Below are 23,165 nucleotides of genomic sequence, written 5' to 3' on the forward strand. Positions count from 1 at the left end.
CGGGCGTGGCCAGCCAGCGCTGGTGCGGCAGGCGGCCGAGCATGGCGACGTCGTAGACCATCAGGTCGTCGGCGCTGCCCTCGCCCGTGCCGCTCTGGCCCAGCCACGAAAGGCGCTGTGCTCGGACGCGCGCCGGCACCTTGCCCAGCGCCTCGCCGAAGAGCCGCACCTCGCCGCGATGCGCGAGCAGCCCCGCCAGCGCCTTCAGCAGCGTCGACTTGCCCGCGCCGTTCGGGCCGACGATGCTGGTCCAGCGCGCGGCCGGCAACTTCAGGTCGATGCCGTGCAGCACCTCGGTGGAACCGAGCGTGGCGCTCAGCTGGCGCGCCTCGAGCGCGGCGGGAGCGTCGTTGCGGCTCATGCCACGCCGCTCCGCGCGCTGCGCTGGTGCATCAGCCACAGCAGGTAGCTGCCGCCCAGCACGGCCGTGAGCACGCCCACGGGCAGTTCCTGCGGTGCGATCAGCCAGCGCGCCAGCAGGTCGGCCGCCATCAGCAGCAGGCCGCCCATCAGCGCCGACAGCACGATCAGCCGCGCATGCGTGGTCTTGACCGCCGAGCGCACGAGATGCGGCGCCGCGAGGCCGACGAAGGCGATCAGCCCGGTCTGCGCCACGGCGGCGCCGGTGGCCAGCGCCAGCACCACCACCAGCGCCGCGCGCATCGCGCCCAGCGGCAGGCCGAGGCTGCGCGCGGTGGCCTCGCCGAGCGCGAGCCCGTCGAGCACCGGCGCCAGCGCCCAGCCCGCGAGCAGGCAGGCCGCGCCGACCACGGCCATCACCGCGCAGGCGCTCCAGCCGACCAGGCCGGTGCTGCCGAGGATGAAGCCCTGGATGGCCTGGAGGATGTCGGCCGAGGCGATGGTGATGAGGTCCTTGGCCGCGCCCAGCACCACGCCGACGATCACGCCGGCCAGCAGCAGCCGCAGCGTCTGCTGAACGCCGCGCGCCAGCATCAGCGTGAGCATCACCGCCAGCACCGCGCCCAGGAAGGCCGCGCCGGTGAGCCCGAGCCGCATCACCCACTGCGTGCTCGCGGCCGAGCCGCCGAACATCAGCAGCGCCACCGCCACGCCGAGCGAGGCGCCCGAGGCGCTGCCCAGCAGGTACGGATCGGCCAGCGGATTGCGAAAAAGCCCCTGCGCCACCGCGCCGGCCAGTCCCAGCAGAGCGCCCGCCAGCCAGGCGCCGAGCGTGCGCGGCAGGCGGATGTCCCACACGATCTGCAGCGCCACGGGGTCGTGGCGCGCGGCGAACAGGCTCTCGAAGCCGGTGCTGCCGATGCCCAGGCCCAGCAGCATCAGCGCCGCGCCCAGCACCAGCAGGCCGGCGCCGAGCAGCAGGACGCGGCGCAGATGGGCGGTGTGCCTGACGGCCGCCGCATTCATCGCTTGCCGCCCTTGTCGGTGATGCACTGCGCCATCAGCCGCGCAGCCTCGTCCATGCGCGGGCCGGGGCGCACGAGCACGTCGGACTGCTCGGCGCTGAAGCGGCAGATGCGGCCCTCGCGCACCGCGCGGATGCCGGCCCAGCCGGGCCGCTGCTCCAGACCTTGGGCGCTGCGCACGCTGACCATGATGAGGTCGGGGTTCGCGCGCACCACGTACTCGGGGTTGAGCTTGGGGAACGGGCCAAGCGATGCCGGCACGATGTTCTTCATGCCGAGCCGCGAAAGCGTCTCGCCGATGAAGGACGACTCGCCCGCCGCGTACGGCGCACTGTTGACTTCGAAATACACGCGCATGCCCTTCGCCCCTGCGGGCACCGACTGCGCGGCGGCCGACACGCTCGCGTCGATCACGCGCCAGACCTTCGGCGCCTCGTGCGTGCCCAGCACCTGGTCGAGCTTGTCGAGCACGCGGCGCACGTCGGCGTGGCTCTTGGGTTCGAGCACCAGCACCCTCATGCCCAGCGCCTCCAGCCGCTGCGTGACGCGCGAGGACTTGGCCAGCAGCACCGCGTCGGGCTTGAGCGCGACGATGGCTTCCACGTTCGGATCGATCCCACCGCCGAGCTGCGGCAGCGTCTTCACCCGCTCGGGCGAATTGGAGTACCGGTCCACGCCCACCAGCCGGTCGCAGGCGCCGAGCGCGCAGACCGACTCGGTGAGCGAAGGCAGCAGCGAGACGATGCGCTGCGGCGGCTGCGGCAGGCTCACGGAAACGCCGCGCTCGTCGACCACGTCGAGTGCGTGCGCGGCCAGGGCGAAAAAGGCCAGGCCGAAAGCCGCCAGCGTGATGCGGATCATCTTCATGCGACAGGCGCCTTCAGGCTCAGCGGCAGCCCGGCCGCCATCAGCGTGACGCGGCCGCAGGCGGCGGCCACGTCCTGGTTGAGGCGGCCCAGCGCGTCGACGAAGGCGCGCGTCTCGCGGCCCATCGGGATCACGCCAAGGCCGATCTCGTTGCCGACCAGCACCACCGGCCCTGGCGCATCGCGCAGCGCGACCAGCAGCATCGCGATGTGCGTCGCCGGGGTGCGCGTCACGGGGCGGGCGTCTTCGGAGGACATCGGCATCAGCAGGTTGGTGAGCCACATCGTGAGGCAGTCGACCACCACCAGCGTCTCGGGCGTGCTCTGGGTGACGATGGCGCGCGCGAGCTCGATGGGTTCCTCGATGGTGCGCATGTAGGGCACGCGCTCGGCGCGGTCGGCCTGGTGGCGCACGATGCGCTCCTGCATCTCGTCGTCGTAGGCCTGCGCGGTGGCGATCAGCACGGCGCGGCGCGCGCGGGCGCCGGCCGCAAGCCAGTCGATGGCGCGCTGCTCGGCGCGGCGCGACTTGCCGCTCTTCTGGCCGCCCAGGATGAACTCGTGCACCACGGTTTCAGGCTTGGTCGAATGCGGCATGGCTCTCCAACTCGATGGGCATGGCGCCGAAAAGGCGGGCTGTGGCTTGCGGACTGGACGCGAACCACGCATGGAAATAGCTCGCGCGCACCGGGCCGTGCACGTACAGCGCCTCGCCGGCCCGCGCACCGACGGCCTGCGTGGCGCCGGGCCGGGCCGTATGCGCGACCGGCTCCAGCGGTGTTTCGCAGCTCGAATAGTGGAAGGTGTGCCCGCGCAGCACATGGCTGCCGAGGGAAAGCTGTTGCGGACCGAGTCCGGCGAGCCGCTTCTGCATGGTCACGCGGCCCGGCAGCAGGCCCCAGAGGCGGTGGACCTCTCCGCCCTCCTGCAGGGCCAGTTCGCCGAAGAGCGCCATCATGCCGCCGCACTCGGCCCAGACCGGCTTGCCCGCAGCGACGTGCGCGGCGAGCGATTCGCGCATCGGTTCGCAGGCGGACAACGCCTGCGCATGCAGCTCCGGGTAGCCGCCGGGCAGCCAGACGGCGTCGCAGGCCGGCAAGGCGTCGCCCGCGAGCGGCGAGAAGAAGCTCAGCTTCGCGCCCAGCGCCGTGAGCACGTCGAGGTTCGCCGGGTAGATGAACGAGAAGGCGGCGTCGCGCGCAATGGCGATGGTGCGGCCAGCCAGCAGCGGCGGCGCGGCTTGCGACTCATCGGATGCGGGAGCCTCGAAGCGAACCTGCGGCAGCTCGCCGACGGGCATGCGGCCCAACGGCGTGTTGGCCAGCACGTCGGCGGCCGCGTCGAGCCGCGACAGCGCATCGCCGAGCTCGGTGGCGGCCACCAGGCCCAGGTGCCGTTCCGGCAGCGTGAAGCGCGCGTCGCGCGGCAAGGCGCCGAGCCATTGCGAAGGGTCGCGCAGCGCGTCCTTCAGCATCTGGCCGTGCCTTTCGCTGGCCACGCGGTTCGCCAGCACGCCGGCCCACGGCAGGCCGTCGCGGAAATTCTGCAGCCCGAAGGCCAGTGCGCCGAAGGTGCCGGCCATTGCCTGCGCGTCGATCACCGCCAGCACCGGCAGGCCGAAACGCTGCGCGAGGTCGGCGGCGCTGGGATCGCCGTCGAAGAGGCCCATCACGCCTTCGATGACCAGCAGGTCGCTTTCAGCGGCGGCCGCGTGCAGGCGCGCGCGGCAGTCGGCTTCGCCGGTCATCCAGAGGTCCAGCGAATGCACCGGAGCGCCGGTGGCCAGCGCCAGCCAGTGCGGGTCGAGGAAGTCGGGGCCGCACTTGAAGGCGCGCACACGCCGGCCCCGGCGCGCATGTAGCCGGGCCAGCGCGGCCGCGACCGTGGTCTTGCCCTGCCCCGAGGCCGGGGCGGCCACCAGCACGGCGGCGCAGGTGGCCGCCGCGGCACCGGCGGTGCCGCCCGGCTGGGATGGCTGGCTGCTTAGTGAGGCGTCCACTTGAGACCGACGTAGGCGGTACGGCCGGCGGTGGCGTACAGCCGGGCGAACTGGTAGTCCTTGTTGCCCACATTGTCGACGCGCGCGACGAGGTTGATGTCGCGCGTGATCTGCGTGGTGGCCGACAGGTTCAGCACGGTGTAGCCGCCGAGCTTCACGCTGTTGGCGACGTCGTCGTAGCGGCGGCTGGAGGTCTGCACCTCGGCGCCCAGCGTCCAGCCCGCGATGCGCCAGTCGGCGCCCATGGTGGCGTGGCGCTGCGAGCGGCGCGCGAGCAGGTTGTGGGTGGCGAGGTCGCGCGGGTCCTGGAAGTCGAAGGAGCCGCGCAGCGTGACGTCGCCGATGCGGTGGCTGCCCGAGAGCGTGACGCCCTGGTAGCGCGCGCGGGCGGTGCTGGCGTAGCAGCCGAAGGACGATGCGCAGCCCCTGGCCGAGCCGTCGAACACGATCAGGTTCTGCACGCGGTTGGCATACGCCACGATGCCCATCTGCGTCGCGCCTTCGGTGTACTGCAGGCCCAGCTCGAGGTTGCGGCTCGACTCGGGCTTGAGCGTGGCCAGGCCGTATTCGCTGAAGCGCTGGTACAGCGTGGGAACGCGGAAGGCGGTGCCGGCCGAGGCCGTGAAGCGCAGCGACGGCGTGATGGCGTAGCCGTAGGCAGCGCTGCCGGTGGTCTTGCCGCCGAACTCGCTGTCCTTGTCGTGGCGCACATGCAGCTGCAGCGAATGCGGGCCCTTCACGAAGCCGTAGCCGAGCGAAATCGCGTCCTGCGAGCGGTCGCGCGCAAGCAGCTTGGAGGTGGTGGTGGGCGCGTTCTCCAGGGCGTCCTCGCGGCGCTCCAGCGTGGCGGTGACGAGGTGCGCTCCGAAGCGGAATTCGTTCTGGAACAGGTAGCCGCGCAGGCGGGTCTCGGTGCGGTAGAACGAAGGCTGGGTCTTGTAGGCCTGCTGCGAGTCGGTCACCTGCACCCGGGTGCTGTAGACGTCGTTCCACTTGGCCGACCAGCTCAGGCCGGCGGTGCGCAGCGTGTTGCTGGACACGTCACCGCGAAACAGGATCGGCGGCTTGGTCTTGTAAGGCACGGTGACGTCGTAGCCGGCTTCGATGTCGCTGGACAGCAGCGTTGCCTCGACGCGCTGGTCGGGCGTGATCTGGAAGCCCAGCTTCGCGTTGCCCGACGTGCTGTTGTAGCCGTCGCGGTCGGGGTTGGTGAAACCGTCCTTGACCACGTTGCGCTTCGACACCGGCTGCACGTTGTAGCCCTTGCTCTCTTCATGCGCCACGCCGAAGGAGTAGTCGAAGAGCCCCGACTTGCCGCTCACGCCGCCTTCGATCCTGCGCAGCCCCTTGCTGCCGAAGGCGATGCCGGCGTAGGGCGACACGCCCTCCTCGCCGCGCCTGGTGAAAAGCTGGATCACGCCGCCCACGGCGTCGGAGCCGTACACCGCCGCGGCCGGGCCGCGAAGCACTTCGATGCGGTCGATCTGCGAGAGCGGAATGCCTTCCCAGCCTGCGCCGCCGGTCGATTGCGAGTCGATGCGCACGCCGTCGAGGTACACGGCGGTGAAGCGCGTCTCGGCGCCGCGGATGTACAGGCTGGTGGTGTTGCCCACGCCGCCCGAGCGAGAAATCTCGATGCCGGGCAGGCGCGCGAGCAGGTCGGCCACGCCGGTCGCGCCGCTGCGCTCGATGGTGTTGCTGTCGACGACAGAGACGTCTCCCACGAGCTCAGAGAGCGCCTGCGGCGTGCGGTTGGCCGTGACGACCGTCTCGCGCAGGGTGGTCGCCTCCTGGGCATGGGCCAGGCCGCCGAAGGCGGAAACCAGCGCCAGCGGCAGGCAGGCGTGGCGGAAACGGCGCGCGGGAGCACAGCCGCGGAAAGAGCAAACGTGGGAAATCATGAATCAAGCGAACGAACGTCAATACCCCTGGCCGGCCTCCCCGCCGGCGCCTGGGCGCAATGGCCGCGCATGCGTTCGTCATTCATCTTCGACGCATGCGGCAGCCGCCTTGTTGGCCGGTATCCGGGCTGGCAGAACGACTCCTTGCCGCCTTCCCAGACGCCTGTTTCAGGGCATCCAGTGGCTTCGATGGAAAGGGGTTGGCACCTTGCGGCACCGTCTGCTTGACCGTTGCGGGGGCAGCGCAGGCGGCTTCGGCCCTGGTCCGACACGATGAGGTCGGCGGCTTCCACTCCTGCTTCCCGTTGAACTGCGCCGTGCGAACCACGGCGCGAGCACCAACACGCAGGATTTTATGCGCTGACCGGCGGGGCTTAAGCCGAAAGAAGTCGAAAGTTGCGGCCCCGCTAACATCGAAGGCCATGATGCAGCCTGCCTCGATCTTCCTGACCCTGCGCTCGGCGCTGCAGCGGCTCTTCGGTGCCTCGGGCTGGCAGTCGATGCTGCTGTGGTCCATCGCCGCCGGGCTGCTGGGCACGCTGGCGACCGAAATCTTCCGCGCCGCGCTTCTCGCCTTTGAGCATCTGCTGCTCGGCCCCGGCGAAGGGCTGGTGGCCATGGCGAAGCACCTGCCGTGGTGGGGCCGCATCGCCTGCCCCACGCTGGGCGGGCTGGTGGCGGGGCTGCTGCTGGTGCTGGCCAGGCGCGTGGCGCAGCGCAGCGCCACGTCGGACTACATGGAAGCCATCGTGCTCGGCGACGGGCGCATTCCAGTGGCGCAGACGCTGGTGCGCAGCGCGTCGTCGCTGGTGAGCATCGGCTCCGGCGGCTCCATCGGGCGCGAGGGCTCGATGGTGCAGCTGGCGGCGCTGGCCTCCTCGCTGCTGGGGCGGGTGTTCCGCTTTCCGGCCGAACGGCTGCGGCTGCTGGTGGCCTGCGGCGCGGCGGCGGGCCTCACCGCCGCCTACAACGCGCCCATCGCCGGCGCCTTCTTCGTCGCGGAGATCGTGCTGGGCTCCATCGCGATGGAAAGCGTGGGACCGATCATCATCGCCTCGGTGGTCGCCAACGTCGCGATGCGCGCGCTGCCGGGCTACCAGCCGCCTTACAGGATGCCGCCGTTCCCGGAGATCCACGGCACGGAGGTCGTGCTGTTCTGCGCGCTCGGTGTGCTGCTGGGCTTCGCGGCCGTGGGTTTCCTGCGCGCGCTGCAGGGCAGCCGGGCGCTGTTCTCGCGGCTGCCGCTCGCGCTGCCATGGCGGCTGGCGCTGGGCGGGCTCATCATGGGCGTGGTGTCGGTGCCGATGCCGGAGGTATGGGGCAACGGCTACAGCGTGGTCAATTCGGTGCTGCACACGCCATGGGCGTGGACGCTGATCGCGATGGTGCTGCTCGCCAAGGCCGTCGCCACGATGGCCACGGCGGGCTCCGGCGCGGTGGGCGGCGTGTTCACGCCCGCGCTCTTCTTCGGCTGCATGATCGGCGCGCTCTTCGGCCAGGGCGTGCAGGCGCTGTGGCCCTCGGCGAGCTCGGCGCCGTTTGCCTACGCGATCGTCGGCATGGGCGCGTTCCTGGCCGGGGCCACACAAGCGCCGCTGATGGCGATATTGATGATCTTCGAGATGACGCTGAGCTACCAGGTCATGCTGCCGCTGATGGCGGCAAGCGTCATCGCGTACTTCGTGGCGCGCTCGGCCAACGTGGGGTCGATGTACGAGATCACTCTGCACCGCAACGCCCAGCGCGACGACCAGATGCGCCTGCGCGGTCTGCACATGCGCGACCTGGTGCAACCGGCCGAAACCGTGGTCGGCCCCCGGGCGGACCGCGAGGCAATGAGCAGGCTCTTCCTGCAGTACCCCGTGAAGTACCTGTACGTGGTGGACGCGGACAACCGCTACATGGGTGTGGTGCCTCTCTCGTCTCTCGGTACGGCGCCCCAGGAGACGACGGCGGGCGCCCTGCTCTCGCAGGCCATCCAGCCGATCGACGCCGACACCGGTCTGGGCGAGGCGCTGCAGCGCTTCCTCGACCACCTGGGCGAGCGGCTGCCGGTAGTCGAGAACGCGGCCAACCCGGTGCTGCTGGGCGTGGTCGCCAAGAGCGCGCTGCTGGCCACCTACGTGCGGCTGAGCGAGGGCTGAGCGGCCTGAGGGGTTTGATCGGCTGACTGCAAAGCCGCAGAATCCCGGGAACGCCGGACACCGCGTCCGGCCTCGGCGGGACCGCCTCCCCGGGAAACTACAATCGCCAACCATGCCCGCTTCCAGCCCCATCGACCAGATCGCCGAGCGCGTCGAACGACTGCTCGTGCGTCACGAAGAGGTGCAGCGCACCAACGCGCTGCTGCAGGAACAGGTCGATGCGCTCACGCGCGAACGCGACTTGCTGAAGTCGCGGCTCGTCGCGGCCCGCACGCGCCTCGACGCCCTGCTCGAACGGTTGCCGGCTGAACCACCTTCCGAAGATTCCCCCGCATGAAGCAGATTGAAGTACAGATCATGGGACAGAGCTATCTGCTCGGCTGTCCCGATGGCGGCGAGGCGCAGTTGCGCGAAGCCGTCGAACGCGTGGATGCCGCCATGTGCAAGATCCGCGACGCGGGAAAAGTCAAGGCCCGCGACCGCATCGCGGTGCTGGCGTCGCTGAACCTGGCGTTCGACCTCGCCGCGCAGCAGGCAGCCCCCGCCGCAACGCCCGCTCCAGCGGCTGCGCCTGATACCACAGACACCGACCCGAAGACCGCCCAGCTCATTCAAAGACTCGATCAGGCCCTGGCGGGCGATGGACATTTGCTCTGAGCGGGTTCCGCCGGCAGGGCTGCAGCGGTAAAATCCGACTCGTCTGCGGTGCGCGTTGGGCTTTATATGTCCTTGTTCCAATGCTCTACGGAGCCGGGCTTGGTAAATCGCTCGACGGGTGTGATCATCTCGCGTCAGATGAACCCGAAGTCCTGCTGCCCTCGCCCACCTGAACCCCGGTTCAGGATGCGAGTCCGGCGCCCACTTGCAGACACCTATTTCCGCCACGGCCCCCTGCACACGCTGCTCGGGGCCGTTGCTTTTTGCACAGCAACATTTCCGTGAACGTCTCCAGCCTGCTCGACCCCCTCCTCATCGCCGAACTCGTCGCCCTCGGGCTGGGCACCGGTTTCCTCGCAGGCTTGCTGGGCATCGGCGGCGGCATGCTGATGGTGCCGTTCATCACGATCATCATGGGTCATCGCGGCGTGCCCGCCGATCTGGCGGTGAAGATGGCCATCGCGACCTCGATGGCGACCATCATCTTCACCTCGGTGTCGAGCGTGCGCGCGCACCACAGGCGCGGCGCCGTGCGCTGGGACATCGTGCGGCGGCTCGCGCCCGGCATCGTCATCGGCAGCCTGGTGGGCAGCCTGGGCGTGTTCTCGCTGCTCAAGGGCACGGCGCTGGCGATCTTCTTCGCGCTCTTCGTGGGCTTCTCGGCCACGCAGATGTTCCTCGACAAGAAGCCCGCGCCCACGCGGCAGATGCCGGGCACCGGCGGCCAGCTCGCGGCGGGCGGCGCCATCGGCTTCATCTCGGGGCTGGTGGGGGCCGGCGGCGGCTTCATCAGCGTGCCGTTCATGACGTGGTGCAACATCTCCATCCACAACGCGGTGGCCACCAGCGCGGCGCTGGGCTTCCCGATCGCGGTGGCGAACGTGCTGGGCTATGCGGTCAGCGGCCAGTCGGTGCAGGGCCTGCCGGCCGGCTCCTTCGGCTACATCTGGCTGCCCGCGCTGGCGGTGATCGCCGTGTGCAGCGTGCTGACCGCGCCGCTGGGCGCGAAGGCTGCGCACAGCCTGCCGGTGAAGAAGCTCAAGCGCGTGTTCGCGAGCATCCTCTACCTGCTGGCGGCCTACATGCTCTGGAAGGGCCTGCACGGCTGACCGGATCGGGCGAGCTCCCTTTCTCTTCGTTCTACTGCGTGCGCTGCTGCCGCCATTCGCGCGGCGAGCAGCCGAATCGCTCCTTGAACGCGCGGCTGAAATGCGCCGCGTCGTTGAATCCCCTGCCGTAGGCGATATCGGCCACGGGGCGGCCCGCGAGGCGCGGCTCCAGCAGGTCGCGGCTGCATGCCTCCAGCCTGCGCTCCCAGATGTACTGCGACGGCGTGAGCGGCTCGCTCCTGAACACGCGGTGGATGTGGCTGACCGACACGCCGAGCCCGGTCGCCAGCGTGCTCACCGAGAGCGACGGGTCCGCCAGCTGCTCATCGATGCGCCGCTTCACGCGCGCGAGGTGGTACGCCGCCAGATTGCTCAGCGACGGCGCGCTCGCCGCCGGCAGCGTCTGCAACCCCGCCACCAGGATGTTCTGCACGCCGTTGGCCACCGCGAGAGCCGAGGCCGGCTGCAGCGTGTCGATGTCCTCGCGCAGCGTGCGGATCATGCCCAGCAGCAGATGCCCCGCACCCTCACGGCCTGAAACGGTGGTGGCCGTGAGCGCCTGTGTATCGCGCAGCTCGCTGCGCAGGCGCTCGCCGGGCAGCTTGAGCACGATCTGCTCGAAAGACTGGTCGAAGAGCAGCTGGTAGGGCCGCGTGCTGTCATACAGCGCGAAGTCGCCGGCAGACAGCACCGCGTCGCGGCCGTCCTGCCTCACCACGCCCTGGCCGCGCGCCTGGATGCTCACGAGGAAGTAGTCGTCGCTGGAATGCGAGATGTGCCCCGGCGTGCGCATCACCTTCTGCGGCCCCGAGGTGACGACCGACACGTCGAGCCCCGGCAGCGTGTGCTGGCGGATGCTGCCCTCGAAATCGCCGGCCTCGCCCTCGCGCACCGGGTCACAGCCGAGCTGCACGTAGACGTTGCAGATCATGTCGGTCCAGTAGGCGAGCCGCTGGTCGCGCGGGACGGCGTCGGTGCTGAGCAGCTGGGTCATGGAGATTCCTCGGAAGGCCTGGGCAACGAACGGATGCAACGCTGGAACAAGAACGCCGCCAAACCGGGTCAAGGCGTTCAGGCGGCGCGAATCTACGCTTCAAGCAACCCGCATGCCACAGCGCAAACCCGGTGCCTGCGGACCACGCCTCGTTACTTTCATTGCATCTGGAGAAGCATCATGCCGACCACCGTCCACCCCAAGCTGCGCGTTGCCGCAGTGCAGGCCGCCCCCGTGTTCCTCGACCTCGACGGCACCATCGACAAGACCATCGACTTGATGACTCAGGCCGCGAAACAGGGCGTGAAGCTCATCGCATTTCCCGAGACCTGGGTGCCCGGCTATCCGTGGTGGATCTGGCTCGATTCGCCGGCCTGGGGCATGCAGTTCGTGCAGCGCTACCACGACAACTCGCTGGTGGTCGGCTCGGCCGAGTTCGACCGCATCAGGGAAGCCGCACGCAGGCTCGGAATCTGGGTCTCGCTGGGCTACAGCGAGAAGGCCGCCGGCAGCCTCTACATCGCGCAGGCGCTCATCGACGACCAGGGCGAGACAGTGCAGACGCGGCGCAAGCTCAAGCCCACGCATGTGGAGCGCACGGTGTTCGGCGAAGGCGACGGCTCCGACCTCGCCGTGGTCCGCACGCCGCTGGGCAACATCGGCTCGCTCTCGTGCTGGGAGCACCTGCAGCCGCTGAGCAAGTACGCGATGTATTCGCAGAACGAGCAGATCCACTGCGGCGCATGGCCGAGCTTCTCGCTGTACCGCGGCGCGGCCTACGCGCTGGGGCCCGAGGTCAACAATGCCGCGAGCCAGGTCTACGCGGCCGAGGGCCAGTGCTTCGTGGTCGCGCCCTGCGCCACCGTGTCGAAGGCCATGAGCGAGCTGATGTGCACCGACGCCGGCAAGCAGCAGATGCTGCGCACCGGCGGCGGCTATGCGCGCATCTACGCACCCGACGGCTCGCCGCTGGGCACGCCGCTGGCGGAAGATGAAGAAGGCCTCGTCGTCGCCGACATCGACCTCGGCATGATCCCGCTCGCCAAGGCGGCGGCCGACCCCAGCGGCCACTACTCGCGGCCCGACGTCACGCAGCTGCTGCTGAACAAGACGCGCCGCGAGCCTGTCGTGGTGCAGCAGGCGACGTCGCCGGAGCCCGAAGCCGGCGCGCCTGAAGCGGTCGCAGCCTGAAGCACCGGAGGCACACCATGGAATCCGCCATCGACGAGCACCTGAAGTGCCCCCGCACGCGGCATCGCCGCGTGGAAGACGACTACGTGCCGCCCTACCCCGTGTGGTCGGCGCGGGCTCCGGTCTCGGTGAAGCAGGTCGTGATGGGCTATTTCGGCGTGCAGTCGCGCGGCGCCGAAATGCAGGGCCGCGCCTGCGCAGCGCTGATGAAGATCGCGCGCGACTTCGCCCTGCCCGACGGCCCCGGCCATCACGACCTGACGCACTACGTCGATGCCGAAGGCTTCGACAACATGATCGCCATCGCCTACTGGAGCGATCCCGCCGCCTATGCACGCTGGTGCGCGACGCCCGCGATCGATGCCTGGTGGCGTGCCGAAGAGCGGCTCAAGGAGGGCCTCGGCTACTTTCGCGAGATCGCCTCGCCGCGAGTCGAGCACTTCGAGACCATGTTCAACACGTCCGATCGCTTCGAAGGCGTCGGCGTGGTGATGGGCGGGGTCAGCGGCGAGCTGCAGGAGCACGGCTACTGGGGTTCGATGCGCGACCGCATTCCGCTCTCGCAGACCGATGCGATGGCGCCCTCGGGCACGCGCGCGGTGATCGCGGGCGCGCCGGCGCCGGGGCAGCGGGTGCGCATCGCGGGCCACGAGAACGTCGCGATGATCCGCTCCGGCCAGGAATGGACCGAAACCACCGGCCAGGAACGCACGCTCTATCTGCAGGACATGGAGCCGGTGCTGCGCGAGGGCATGGACTTCCTGCGCGACCAGGGGCTGGGCATCGGCTGCTACAGCAACCGCTACATGCGCCACCTCGACGCGCAGGGCGCGCCGCTGCAGAAGTCTTTCGGGCTGAGCTGGTGGCGCTCGCTGGCCGACATGGAGCGCTGGGCCGAGTCGCACCCCACGCACGTCGCGATCTTCGGCAGCTTCATGCGCTACGTGCAGGCGCTGAACTTCCAGCTGCAGCTGCGCGTGTACCACGAGGTGTCGGTGCTCAAGGCCGACGAGCAGAGCTACGAGTACGTCAACTGCCACGCGGGCAGCGGGCTGATGAACGGACTCGCGCCCGCAATAGCTGCGGCCTGAACGCGCTCAGGCCGCGAACAGGCCCTTGTGCTCGGTGCGCAGCAGCGCCTTCTGCACCTTGCCCATGGCGTTGCGCGGCAGCTCGGGCACCACGAAGCAGCGCTTGGGGATCTTGAAGTTGGCGAGCTTCGACTTCAGCTCCGCCACGATGGCGTCACCGTCGAGCGCAGCGCCCGCCTTGGGAATGACGATGGCCACGCCCACCTCGCCGAAGTCGGGGTGCGGCACGCCGACCACGGCGCTCTCGGCCACGCCGGCCATCTCGTTGATGTAGCCCTCGATCTCGGCGGGGTACACGTTGTAGCCGCCGCTGATGATCAGGTCCTTGCTGCGACCGACGATGGTGATGTAGCCCCGGCCGTCGATCTTGCCCACGTCGCCGGTCTTGAAGAAGCCGTCGGCGGTGAACTCCTCCTTCGTCTTCTCGGGCATGCGCCAGTAGCCCGCGAACACGTTGGGACCGCTGACCTCGATGTTGCCGATCTCGTCGGTGGTGCAGTCGCGCCCGCCGTCGTCGCGCACGCGCAGCTGCACGCCCGGCAGCGCGAAGCCGACGGTGCCGCCGCGTCGCTCGCCCTGCTCCGGCCGGTAGGGGTTGGAGGTGAGCATGACCGTCTCGCTCATGCCGTAGCGCTCCAGGATGGTGTGGCCGGTGCGCTCGCGCCATTCGTCGAAGGTCTCGATGAGCAGCGGCGCCGAGCCCGCGACGAACAGGCGCATGTTGCGCACCGCCTCGCGCGTGAGGCCCGGCTCGGCCAGCAGGCGCACGTACAGCGTGGGCACGCCCATGAACACGGTCGCCTCGGGCAGCTTCTGCACGACGCGCTTCGGGTCGAACTTGGCGAACCACAGAATCTTGCTGCCGTTGAGCAGCGCGCCGTGCAGCGCGACGAACAGGCCGTGCACGTGGAAGATGGGCAGCGCGTGGATCAGCACGTCGCCCTCGGTCCAGCCCCAGTAGTCCTTCAGCACCTCGGCGTTCGACAGCAGGTTGCCGTGCGTGAGCATCGCGCCCTTGCTGCGGCCGGTGGTGCCGCTGGTGTAGAGGATGGCGGCCATGTCGTCGGCCTTGCGCTTTGCCGGCACGTGCTGGTCGCTGCACTGGGCGGCCACGTCGAGCAGCGTGCCGGTGCGGTCGTCATCCAGCGTGAAGACATGCTTCGTGCCCGCCGCGGTGGCGATGGGCGCGACCCACGACGCATTGCGGCTGGTGCACACCACCACGGCCGGCTCGGCGTTGCCGATGAAGTACTCGATCTCGGCGCTCTGGTAGGCGGTGTTCAGCGGCAGGAACACATAGCCCGCGCGCAGCGTGGCGAGGTACAGCAGCATGGCCTCGACCGACTTCTCGACCTGCACCGCGATGCGCGCGCCCTTCTCCAGCCCGAGGGCGTCGAGCAGGTTGGCGATCATGGCGCTGGCGCGCTCCAGGTCGCGCCAGGAATAGAACAGGCCGCTGTCGGTTTCGACGGCGATGCCGTCGAGGTCAGCGGGAAAGGCCGCGCGCAGGGCGGCGAACAGGTTGGCGTTGGCGGACTTCTTCATTCGGACGATCGATTGCTTGCTTGGCTTCAGAAATTCGGGGTGCGCTTGGCGAGAAAGGCGGCAATGCCCTCGCGGTGTTCCGCGGAGTCGGCGTAATCGTAGGCCGTGGCGAGCAGGCCGTGGGCCGAGGGAGCCCCTGCGCGCAGCGCGGCGAAGGTGGCCTTGTGCAGGCGCGCGGCCTGCGGGGAGAGCGCGGCGATGCGCGCGGCGTGCGACCGGGCGGCCAGCGGCACTTCATCGTCGGGCAGCACCTGCAGCAGGAAGCCCGCGTCGTAAAGACGCTGGGCGCCGTGCACGCCGGCGGCCAGCAGCATGTCGCGCGCGAGCACGTCGCCAATGGCGCCATGCACCAGCGCGGCCTCGCGAGGCGCCATCGGGAAACCGAGCTTGGCGATGGGCGCGCCGAACTTCGCGGATGTGCCGGCCAGCCGGATGTCGCAGCAGCTCGCGATCTCGAGGCCCGCGCCCATGCAGGCTCCCTCGATCTGCGCGACCAGCGGCAGCGGGCAGTCGAGCATCGCCTGCAGCGCGGCCCAGACCTCGTTCTCGTGGAACTCGCGCAGGCTGGGTTCGCTGAAGCGGAACGAGGGGTACTCGGAAATGTCGCCGCCCGCGCAGAAGGCACCGCCCTCGCCACGCACGACGACGCAGCGCAGAGCGCTGTCCGCCTCGCTGCGCAGGCCGTCGAACAGCGCGCGCAGCTCGCGCCACATGGCGCGCGTCATGGCGTTGAGGCGCCCCGGGTTCGACAGCGTGACGACCGCGATGGCGCCATCGCCGTCGCGGCGCAGGGAGATATGGCTTTCAGTCGTCATTCGAGCTTGGCGCCCGAGGCCTTCACCACCGCGGCCCAGCGCTTGATCTCGGCGTTCACGAAGCTGCCGTAGGCGGTGGTGATGAGGTTCGGGATCTCGGAACCGTTCTGGGCCCAGATGCCCTTCAGGTCGTCGGTGGCCAGCGACTTCTTCATGTCGTCGATGGCGCGGGTCTGCGCGTCGGCCGGCGTGCCCTTGGGCGCCCACAAGCCGTACCAGGTGGTCACGGTGTACTCGGGCAGGCCCACTTCGGCCGCGCAGGGCACGTCGGGGAACGCCGGGTTGCGCTTGGTGCCGGACACCATCAGCGCCTTGATGCGGCCGCTCTTGATGTGCTGCGCCGAGGAGCCCAGGCCGTCGAACATCAGGTCGACGTTGCCCGAGATCAGGTCGGACAGCGCCGGGCCCGCGCCGCGGTAAGGGATGTGGGTGATGAAGGTGCCGGTCTGGATCTTGAAGAGCTCGCCCGCCAGGTGGTGCGAGGTGCCCGAGCCGGCAGAGCCGTAGTTGAACTTGCCGGGGTTGCGCTTCACCAGGGCAATGAACTCCTGGATGGTGTTGGCCTGCACCCGTTTCGGGTTGATGACCACCACCTGCGGCACGTTGGCCAGCAGCATCAGCGGCACGAAGTCCTTCTCGATGTCGTAGTCGAGCTTCGGATAAATGGACGGCGCGATCGCGTGGTGCACCGCGCCCATGAAGAGCGTGTAGCCGTCGGCCGGCGCCTTGGCGGCGATGCTCGCGCCCAGCGTGCCCCCTGCCCCGCCTCGGTTGTCGATCACCAGCGTCTGGCCCGCGACGCGCGAGAACTGCCCCGACAGCGGCCGCGCGAAGGCATCCGTGCCGCCGCCGGCCGGAAACGGCACGATCATCGTCACGGGCTTCGTCGGCCAGCCCTGCTGGGCCCGCGCGGCACCGCACAGAACGGCCGCACCGGCGGCGGCCACGCGCAGTACGTCGCGGCGCTGAAAGCTTGGGTTCATTTGTCTCATCTCCTGTGTGTCGTTGTGGATCTTGCCGCCCCGTGCGGCTGCCGGCCTTGGGTGCACCGGCTCCTTGCTCTGCTTCGACTTTCTCTCTTGCGGACTTCAGCCTTTTTTGAAATACAGGCTTTCGACGTCTCCCGATACGGCCACCTTGCCCTCGGCCAGCCAGGTGCGGTGCTTGTCCAGGCGCTTGAGGTCATAGAGGTAGTTGACCATGAGTCCATAGGACTGCTTGTGCCCCTTGGCCGACGGATCGCCCGCCCAGTTCAGGCGCTCGACGCGCGCGCCGTTGCCCAGGTGGAAGCGCGCCACTGGGTCGGCCGGCGTGCCGTCGACCAGCGCGCGGCCGAGGTACTCGGCGGCGGCCTGCATCAGCCACTGGCGCAACGGCGACTTGGCGTCCAGGCTGGCGGCACCGTCCACCGCGGCAAGCAGGCGCTCGGCCGTGGGCGGCACCGAGCCGACGAGGCGGCCCAGTTCGGCCTCGCGTTTTTCGTCGAGGCGCGGCAGCAGGTCGGCGGCGTTCTTCGCCAGCCAGGTGCGAAAACCCGGAATCGGGGAAAGCGTGGCGAAGGTCTTCAGGCGCGGCAGCTCTTCCTGAAGCGTCTCGACCACGCGCTTGATGAGCGAATCGCCGAAGCTCACGCCGCGCAGGCCGTTCTGCGTGTTGCTGATCGAATAGAAGATCGCGGTGGTGGCCCGGGCAGCCGGCACCGGCACGGCGGTTTCGTCGAGCAGCGGCGTGATGCCGGCGCTGATGCGGTCGACCAGCGCCACCTCGACGAAGATGAGCGGCTCATTGGGCAGGCGCGGATGGAAGAAGCCGTAGCAGCGGCGGTCGCTGTCGTCGAGCCGGTTCTTCACGTCGGACCAGCTCTTGATGTCGTGCACCGCCTCGTAGCGGATGAGCTTCTCGATCAGCGAAGCCGGCGAATCCCAGTCGATGCGGCGCAGTTCGAGGAAGGCGACGTCGAACCAGGTGGAGAAGAGCTGTTCGAGTTCGGCATCGAGCGCGAGCAGGCGCTTGTCGGCCTTCAGGCACGGCAGCAGGTCGGCGCGCAGGTCCACCAGAAAGCGCATGCCCTCGGGCTCGACCGCGAAGCGCTGCAGCAGGCGCATGCGCGGCGACACCAGTGCGCGGCGCAGGCGCAGCTCGGCCTGGCCCTCGTCGGGCGTGCCGACGGCTGCCTGGTGCTGGTCGCGCGCGGTCTTGAGCTTTTGCGCATCGGCGGCGAAATGCTCGCTCATGAGCGCCCAGTAGTCGCGGCGCTCGTCGGGTGTGGCGGCGCGGTAGGCGTCCGCGATGGCATGCGCGCGGCGGCCGCCCTCGACCTCGCTCACGCGCGGGTCGATCACCGCCTGCAGGTCGGTCAGCACGCGGCGCAACGCGCGCGGCGACAGGGCCTCGTCCGCCTTGCGCAGCGTGGCCTGCAGGCGCTCGGCAGTCGGGCGCGCGCTGGGCTTGGGCGCGTTCTTCGGTGCGCTCTTCGCCGCGCCTTCGGGCGCCACGGGCACTTTGGACTTCTCGCCAGAACGCAGCCGCGCCTGGAACCACTCGGTCGCACTCATCGGGGCACTCCAATGCTTGAGGGGGTTGTCACGCTTGTCACGACATCACCCTGGACTTCTGCTGGCGCGCGACCTCGCGCAGCGCCTCGCGCTGGCGGGTCAGGTGCGTGCGCATGGCGGCGTCGGCGCCTTCGCTGTCGCGTGCCTTGAGCGCCGCGAACACGGCCAGGTGCTCCGACAGGCTCTGCTCGAGCCGCCCCGGCGCATGCAGCTGCTGCAGCCGGGCGAGCTTGAGGATCTTGCGCAGGTCGCCGATGACCTGGGCCAGCCACTTGTTGTCGGCCAGCTTGATGATCGCCTCGTGGATGATGTGATTGGTGGCGTAGTAGTCGTTGATGCGCTTGGCCCTGGCGTGGCGCACGAGGCGCTCGTGCAGGGCGTCGAGCTCCTGCAGTTCGGCGTCGCTGGCGTTGCGGGCCGCCTCGTAGGCGCAGCGGCCTTCAAGCAGCGCGATGACGGGGAAGATCTCGTCGAGGTCGCGCTCGGTCACCTCGTTGACGAAGCAGCCGCGCCGCGGCTCGTGCCGCAGCAGGCCTTCGGCGGTGAGCACCTTGAGCGCTTCGCGCAGCGGCGTGCGGGAGATGGAAAGCCGCTCGCACAGCGCCGTTTCGTCGACGAAGCTGCCGGGAGCCAGGGAACCGTCGAAGATCTGCTCGCGCAGCGTGGCGGCGACTTCGTCGTGCAGGGAGTTGGGAACCAGGCGCATGGGATCAGGGCCGCATAATTTCCTGTAATTACGCGTAATTCTGAGCCCGTGCACGGCCGGGCGCAAGTGCCGCGCATCGCGTGCGCGGCTGGGACTTACCCTGAAAACTTAGGGCTCAATGAGCCCCTGCGCCCGGAAGCTCAGGCGCGCGCGGTGGCAGCCTTGCCGCCGGTGCGGCCGAACCAGAACCACAGCGCGATGCCCGCGACGATCATCGGAATGCTCAGCCACTGCCCTTGGCTCAGGTTGAGCGCCCTCAGGCCGAGGAAGTCGTCGGGCTCGCGGAAGAACTCGGCCACGAAGCGCAGCACGCCGTAGCCGATGAGGAACACCGAAGCCACCTGCCCCTGCTTGCGCTGCTTGCGCGCATAGAGCCACATCACGACGAAGAGCAGCAGCCCCTCGAGCAGGAACTGGTAGACCTGCGAGGGATGGCGCGGCAGCATCGATCCGCTCTGCGGAAACACCATGCCCCAGGGCAGATCGGGGCTGCTGAAGCGGCCCCACAGCTCGCCGTTGATGAAGTTGCCCACGCGCCCGGCCGCAAGACCCGTCGGCACGCAGGGCGCGACGAAGTCCATCACCTGCCAGAACGCGCGCTTGCGCGAGTAAGAGAACCACACCATCGCGCCGATCACGCCAAGCAGCCCGCCGTGGAAGCTCATGCCGCCCTGCCACACGTAGAAGATCTCGAGCGGATGCGTGAGATAGAACTCAGGCTTGTAGAAGAGGCAATAGCCCAGCCGCCCGCCGACGATGACGCCCATGACGCCAAGGAAAAGAATGTCCTCGATGTCCCTGCGCTGCCACACGCCCGCATCCACCAGACTGCGGAACGGCTCGTGCCGCAGGCGGCGCGTGCCGAGAAAATAGAACAGCGCGAACGCGGCCAGATAGGTCAGGCCGTACCAGTGAATGGCCACCGGCCCGATTTGCAGGGCGATGGGGTCGATATGCGGATACATGAGCATCCGCGGATTGTGCCCCGGCCGGATGTCGGGGCCGAGGCGGGGCTTTTCAGATGGAAATCAGCGCCCGAACTTCCACCACACGAGCCCCGCCACCACGGCCGGCACAGCGAAGACCAGCAGGAAGATCGGCAGCTCCTCGGCCACCGAATACCCCGCCTTGATCACCCCCACGGCCATGTTGATGCCCGCGCCGACGAACCACGCCGGAATGAACCACTTGGCCGCGACGGCCAGCGCCGCCGAGGAGCCGTCGCCGAGCAGGCGCCCCGCCAGCAGGAACACCACCAGCAGCACGAAGCCGCCGCCCATCACCATGATCGTGTGCATGTCGTTCGTCCTCCTCGCGGCATCTTGCCCGATCAGCGCGTGGTGTAGCCGCCGTTGGCGAAGATCGTCTGCCCGGTGATCCACCAGCCCTCGGTGACCAGGAAGCGCACGATGGGCGCGATGTCCTCGATGTCGGTCAGGCCCTTCTTCGAGAACTTGCTGAGCGCGGCGGCGCTGCTGTGGTATTCGACGGCCTCCTTGCTTTCCTGGCCATAGAAGAACGGTGTGTCCATGGGGCCGGGACCGATGGCGTTGACCGAGATGCCGCGTTCGCCGAACTCCTTGGACGCAGCGCGCGTGTAATGCTCCACCGCCGCCTTCGAGCCCGGGTAGATCGCATAGAACGGCGTGTAGGCCGCCAGCAGCGAACTCACCAGGGTAACGATGCTGCCGCCGTCGGCCATCGTGCGGCCGGCCTGCTGGATGAAGAAGAAGGCGGCCTTGGCGTTGGCGTCGAAGCTCTTGTCGTATTCGGCCTCGGTGACATCGAGGATCGGCTTCTTGATGACCACGCCGGCCGTGTTGATCGCGATGTCGATCTGGCCGAAGTGCTTCACCGCCTTGTCGAACAGGCCGACGCAGTTCTCGACCTTCGAGAGGTCGCCCTGCACCAGCAGCGTGTCGGCGCCCTTCGCCTTGAGTTCGGCGGCGGTCTTCTCGGCATCGGCGCGCGAGGCATCGCTGTTGTAGTGGATGGCGATGCCGCGGGCGCCACCGTCGACCAACTGGTGGCCGATGAGGGCGCCGAGGTTCTTGCCGCCGCCAGCGATGACGGCGACTTTGTTCTTGAGCGTACGTGCGGACATGGAATGAACTCCTTGGTTGAAGCGTGGATGTGTGACTGGAGCGGCCAGTCTATTGATCGGCATCGGACAGATAAATAGGACATCCAGCGCTAGACTGTTCAGGATTTCACGAACAATCCGATCTCCTTCCATACCCCCTCTTCAATGGACCGCATCGACCTCCTCCAGGTCTTCGTTCGCGTGGCCGAAACCGGCAGCTTCACGCGCGCAGCCGACCGCCTGGGCCTGCCGCGCGCAAGCGTCTCCACTGCGGTGCAGCAGCTCGAAACCCGCCTCGGCTCCCGCCTGCTGCACCGGACCACGCGCCGCGTCGGCCTCACGCCCGACGGCGAGGTGATGCTGGAGCGCGCCCGCGCGCTGGTGGCCGACATGGAGGACATGGAGCAGCAGTTCCTGCCCGCGCGCGGCCAAGTGAGCGGACGCCTGAAGGTCGACGTACCCAGCCGTATCGCGCGACGCCTGATCGCACCTGCGCTGCCGGGCTTCTTCGCGCTCCACCCGGCCATCGAACTGGAACTCGGCTCCAGCGACCGCGCCGTCGATCTCGTGCTCGAAGGCATCGACTGCGCGCTGCGCGTCGGCCCCCTGGCCAACAGCAGCCTGGTGGCGCGGCCCCTGGGACATTTCACGCTGATCAACTGCGCGAGCCCTGCTTACCTGGAGCGCCATGGCACGCCGCGCACCCCGGCCGACTTGCCGGAGCACGTGGCCGTCAACTACGCCTCGCCGACCAGCGGCCGCGCCGCGCCATGGGAATGGCTGCGCGACGGCGAAACCTCCACCCTGCGCATGCGCAGCCAGGTGGCGGCGAACAACGCCGAGACCTACATCGCCTGCGCGCTGGCGGGGCTGGGCCTGATCCAGATCCCGGCATACGACGTGCGCGAGCACCTCGCGGCTGGCGAACTGGTGGAAGTGCTGCCCGACGCGCGCGCCGAGCCGCTGCCGGTGCAACTGGTGTATCCGCACCGGCGCAACCTCTCGCGGCGCATGCAGGCTTTCGTGGGCTGGCTTGAAACGGTGCTGGCAGATGCGCTCGACAAGCCGGCCCACCCCGCCGGCGGGCGCACCCGCAAGGCCCGCTAATCCTCCCGGGCCTCCTGCCGGCTCTTCGAACCCGCACCCCGCTCCCGCACGAAGGCAATGAAGCGTTCGAGCGCCGGATTGGCCGTGCCCTCGGGCCACACCAGGCTGGTCTCGCACCCGGGCAGCTCCGGCGCACTGCGCCGCCGCGCGGCCGGTGCGAACTCCTCGGCGCGGCGATACACCAMGCCCGCGCGACGGAACTGCGTAACGCTCTCGGGCACCCAGGCTACGCCGATGCCGCCCGAGACGAGGTTCACGATGGTCTGCATCTGGATCGCCTCCTGCCCGAGCTGCGGCGTGCGGCCGGCCGCGTGGTACAGGTCGAAGATGGCGTCGTGCAGCGACGGCACGATGCGGCGCGGGAAGATCACCAGCGGCTCCACCAGCACGTCGGCCAGCAGCAGCTTGCCGGTGCGCGCGAGCGGGTGACGCTCGGGCAGCGCCAGCACCAGCGGTTCCTCCGACACGGCAAGGCGCGCCAGCCCCGGCGGCGCGGCGCCGGGCGAATGCAGCATCAGGCCGGCGTCGATCTCGCCCCGTGCGAAGGCTTCGAGCTGCACGTCGCCGGTGGCTTCCACCAGTTCCAGCGCCACCTCGGGACACAGCACGCGGAATTCGCGCACCCAGGCGGGCAACTGCTCGAAGCCCACCGTCGAGACAAAGCCGATGCGCACGCGGCCCACCTGCCCCGCCGCGGCGGCGCGAGCCCGCGCAGGCAGGGCCTGCGCGCGCGCCAGAAGCTCCCGCACGTCGGGCAGCAGCGCCTCGCCGGCCGGCGTGAGCGCCACGCGCCGGCGGGTGCGGTCGAACAGCACCACGCCCAGCGTCTTCTCGAGCTGGGCAATGGCCTGAGTGACCGGCGGCTGGGTCATGTGCAGCCGCAGCGCGGCGCGGCCGAAGTGCAGCTCCTCGGCAACGGCGACGAACTGGCGCCAGGCGCGCAGGTCGATCAGTGCTTCATTCATATGCCAAGCATATCAATCAGCGATTGAAAATGGATTGGAAGCAATCAATCAG

At 69.2% G+C, this 23,165-nt stretch carries 23 protein-coding genes and 1 riboswitch; of the genes, 7 read left to right on the forward strand and 16 right to left on the reverse strand.

Annotated elements, in window-relative coordinates:
• From QMO14_RS26615 to QMO14_RS26640, 6 genes are all read right to left on the reverse strand, one after another.
• On the reverse strand, positions 1-361 hold a 361-nt coding region (locus QMO14_RS26615), incomplete at its 3' end, for an ABC transporter ATP-binding protein (RefSeq protein ID WP_301510839.1).
• On the reverse strand, positions 358-1,386 hold the full coding sequence (locus tag QMO14_RS26620) for an iron ABC transporter permease (protein ID WP_301510841.1): 1,029 nt from the start codon (positions 1,384-1,386) through the stop codon (positions 358-360). The genes QMO14_RS26620 and QMO14_RS26615, both read right to left, overlap by 4 nt.
• Positions 1,383-2,252 (reverse strand): ABC transporter substrate-binding protein, encoded by an 870-nt coding sequence (locus tag QMO14_RS26625; RefSeq protein WP_301510843.1) that lies wholly within the window; start codon positions 2,250-2,252, stop codon positions 1,383-1,385. The genes QMO14_RS26620 and QMO14_RS26625 overlap by 4 nt, the downstream gene beginning before the upstream one ends.
• On the reverse strand, positions 2,249-2,848 hold the full coding sequence (locus tag QMO14_RS26630; protein ID WP_301510845.1) for a bifunctional adenosylcobinamide kinase/adenosylcobinamide-phosphate guanylyltransferase: 600 nt from the start codon (positions 2,846-2,848) through the stop codon (positions 2,249-2,251). Before QMO14_RS26630 ends, QMO14_RS26625 begins: the two co-directional genes overlap by 4 nt.
• Positions 2,826-4,250, reverse strand: a complete 1,425-nt coding sequence (locus tag QMO14_RS26635) for a cobyrinate a,c-diamide synthase (RefSeq protein WP_301510846.1) — start codon at positions 4,248-4,250, stop codon at positions 2,826-2,828. Before QMO14_RS26635 ends, QMO14_RS26630 begins: the two co-directional genes overlap by 23 nt.
• On the reverse strand, positions 4,235-6,151 hold the full coding sequence (locus QMO14_RS26640) for a TonB-dependent receptor (RefSeq protein ID WP_301510847.1): 1,917 nt from the start codon (positions 6,149-6,151) through the stop codon (positions 4,235-4,237). Before QMO14_RS26640 ends, QMO14_RS26635 begins: the two co-directional genes overlap by 16 nt.
• Before the next feature lie 96 nt (positions 6,152-6,247).
• Positions 6,248-6,509: riboswitch (cobalamin riboswitch) on the reverse strand.
• Positions 6,510-6,573: 64 nt separating this feature from the next.
• Here QMO14_RS26640 and QMO14_RS26645 point away from each other — a divergent pair.
• The 4 genes from QMO14_RS26645 to QMO14_RS26660 all read left to right on the forward strand — a co-directional run bounded on the left by QMO14_RS26645 (position 6,574) and on the right by QMO14_RS26660 (position 10,061).
• On the forward strand, positions 6,574-8,295 hold the full coding sequence (locus QMO14_RS26645; RefSeq protein WP_301510849.1) for a ClcB-like voltage-gated chloride channel protein: 1,722 nt from the start codon (positions 6,574-6,576) through the stop codon (positions 8,293-8,295).
• Between the two features lie 112 nt (positions 8,296-8,407).
• Entirely contained in the window at positions 8,408-8,632 is a 225-nt protein-coding gene (locus QMO14_RS26650; protein ID WP_301510850.1) for a DUF904 domain-containing protein, read from the forward strand.
• Entirely contained in the window at positions 8,629-8,952 is a 324-nt protein-coding gene (locus QMO14_RS26655) for a cell division protein ZapA (protein WP_301510851.1), read from the forward strand. Before QMO14_RS26650 ends, QMO14_RS26655 begins: the two co-directional genes overlap by 4 nt.
• Positions 8,953-9,233: 281 nt before the next feature.
• A complete protein-coding gene (locus tag QMO14_RS26660; protein WP_301510852.1) occupies positions 9,234-10,061 on the forward strand; it encodes a sulfite exporter TauE/SafE family protein in 828 nt (275 codons plus the stop codon).
• Between the two features lie 31 nt (positions 10,062-10,092).
• On the opposite strand, the gene QMO14_RS26665 is transcribed toward QMO14_RS26660, so the two are convergent.
• The gene (locus QMO14_RS26665) at positions 10,093-11,055 is read right to left on the reverse strand and encodes a helix-turn-helix domain-containing protein (protein WP_301510855.1); all 963 of its coding nucleotides are present in this window, start codon (positions 11,053-11,055) and stop codon (positions 10,093-10,095) included.
• 180 nt (positions 11,056-11,235) lie between these two features.
• Here QMO14_RS26665 and QMO14_RS26670 point away from each other — a divergent pair, with 180 nt between their 5' ends.
• Positions 11,236-12,246, forward strand: coding sequence for a carbon-nitrogen hydrolase family protein (locus tag QMO14_RS26670; RefSeq protein WP_301510856.1), 1,011 nt, complete (start codon positions 11,236-11,238; stop codon positions 12,244-12,246).
• Positions 12,247-12,263: 17 nt separating this feature from the next.
• Positions 12,264-13,337: a phenylacetaldoxime dehydratase family protein gene (locus QMO14_RS26675; protein ID WP_301510858.1), complete on the forward strand. Its 1,074-nt coding sequence runs from the start codon at positions 12,264-12,266 to the stop codon at positions 13,335-13,337.
• A 6-nt stretch (positions 13,338-13,343) separates the two neighbouring features.
• On the opposite strand, the gene QMO14_RS26680 is transcribed toward QMO14_RS26675, so the two are convergent.
• The 8 genes from QMO14_RS26680 to QMO14_RS26715 all read right to left on the reverse strand — a co-directional run bounded on the left by QMO14_RS26680 (position 13,344) and on the right by QMO14_RS26715 (position 21,062).
• Positions 13,344-14,882, reverse strand: a complete 1,539-nt coding sequence (locus QMO14_RS26680; protein WP_301510860.1) for a malonyl-CoA synthase — start codon at positions 14,880-14,882, stop codon at positions 13,344-13,346.
• Between the two features lie 26 nt (positions 14,883-14,908).
• The gene (locus QMO14_RS26685) at positions 14,909-15,697 is read right to left on the reverse strand and encodes an enoyl-CoA hydratase/isomerase family protein (protein ID WP_301510861.1); all 789 of its coding nucleotides are present in this window, start codon (positions 15,695-15,697) and stop codon (positions 14,909-14,911) included.
• Positions 15,694-16,680 (reverse strand): tripartite tricarboxylate transporter substrate binding protein, encoded by a 987-nt coding sequence (locus QMO14_RS26690; RefSeq protein ID WP_301510862.1) that lies wholly within the window; start codon positions 16,678-16,680, stop codon positions 15,694-15,696. The genes QMO14_RS26685 and QMO14_RS26690 overlap by 4 nt, the downstream gene beginning before the upstream one ends.
• Positions 16,681-16,785: 105 nt before the next feature.
• A complete protein-coding gene (locus tag QMO14_RS26695) occupies positions 16,786-18,252 on the reverse strand; it encodes a malonyl-CoA decarboxylase (RefSeq protein WP_301510863.1) in 1,467 nt (488 codons plus the stop codon).
• A 37-nt stretch (positions 18,253-18,289) separates the two neighbouring features.
• On the reverse strand, positions 18,290-18,958 hold the full coding sequence (locus tag QMO14_RS26700) for a GntR family transcriptional regulator (protein ID WP_301510864.1): 669 nt from the start codon (positions 18,956-18,958) through the stop codon (positions 18,290-18,292).
• 140 nt (positions 18,959-19,098) lie between these two features.
• Entirely contained in the window at positions 19,099-19,929 is an 831-nt protein-coding gene (gene lgt / locus QMO14_RS26705; RefSeq protein WP_301510865.1) for a prolipoprotein diacylglyceryl transferase, read from the reverse strand.
• A gap of 57 nt (positions 19,930-19,986) precedes the next feature.
• Positions 19,987-20,256 carry a hypothetical protein gene (locus tag QMO14_RS26710; protein ID WP_301510867.1) on the reverse strand — a complete coding sequence of 90 codons (270 nt, stop codon included), beginning with the start codon at positions 20,254-20,256 and terminating at the stop codon, positions 19,987-19,989.
• Positions 20,257-20,288: 32 nt separating this feature from the next.
• Positions 20,289-21,062: an SDR family oxidoreductase gene (locus QMO14_RS26715; protein WP_301510868.1), complete on the reverse strand. Its 774-nt coding sequence runs from the start codon at positions 21,060-21,062 to the stop codon at positions 20,289-20,291.
• A 144-nt stretch (positions 21,063-21,206) separates the two neighbouring features.
• Between QMO14_RS26715 and QMO14_RS26720 the strand changes: the two genes are divergently transcribed.
• Entirely contained in the window at positions 21,207-22,148 is a 942-nt protein-coding gene (locus QMO14_RS26720; RefSeq protein WP_301510869.1) for a LysR family transcriptional regulator, read from the forward strand.
• Here QMO14_RS26720 and QMO14_RS26725 read toward each other — a convergent pair.
• The gene (locus QMO14_RS26725) at positions 22,145-23,113 is read right to left on the reverse strand and encodes a LysR family transcriptional regulator (protein WP_301510870.1); all 969 of its coding nucleotides are present in this window, start codon (positions 23,111-23,113) and stop codon (positions 22,145-22,147) included. The genes QMO14_RS26720 and QMO14_RS26725 overlap by 4 nt on opposite strands.
• Positions 23,114-23,165: the final 52 nt, after the last annotated feature.

It is taken from the genome of Variovorax sp. CAN15 (assembly GCF_030462475.1).
In the GTDB taxonomy this organism is placed as follows: domain Bacteria; phylum Pseudomonadota; class Gammaproteobacteria; order Burkholderiales; family Burkholderiaceae_C; genus Variovorax.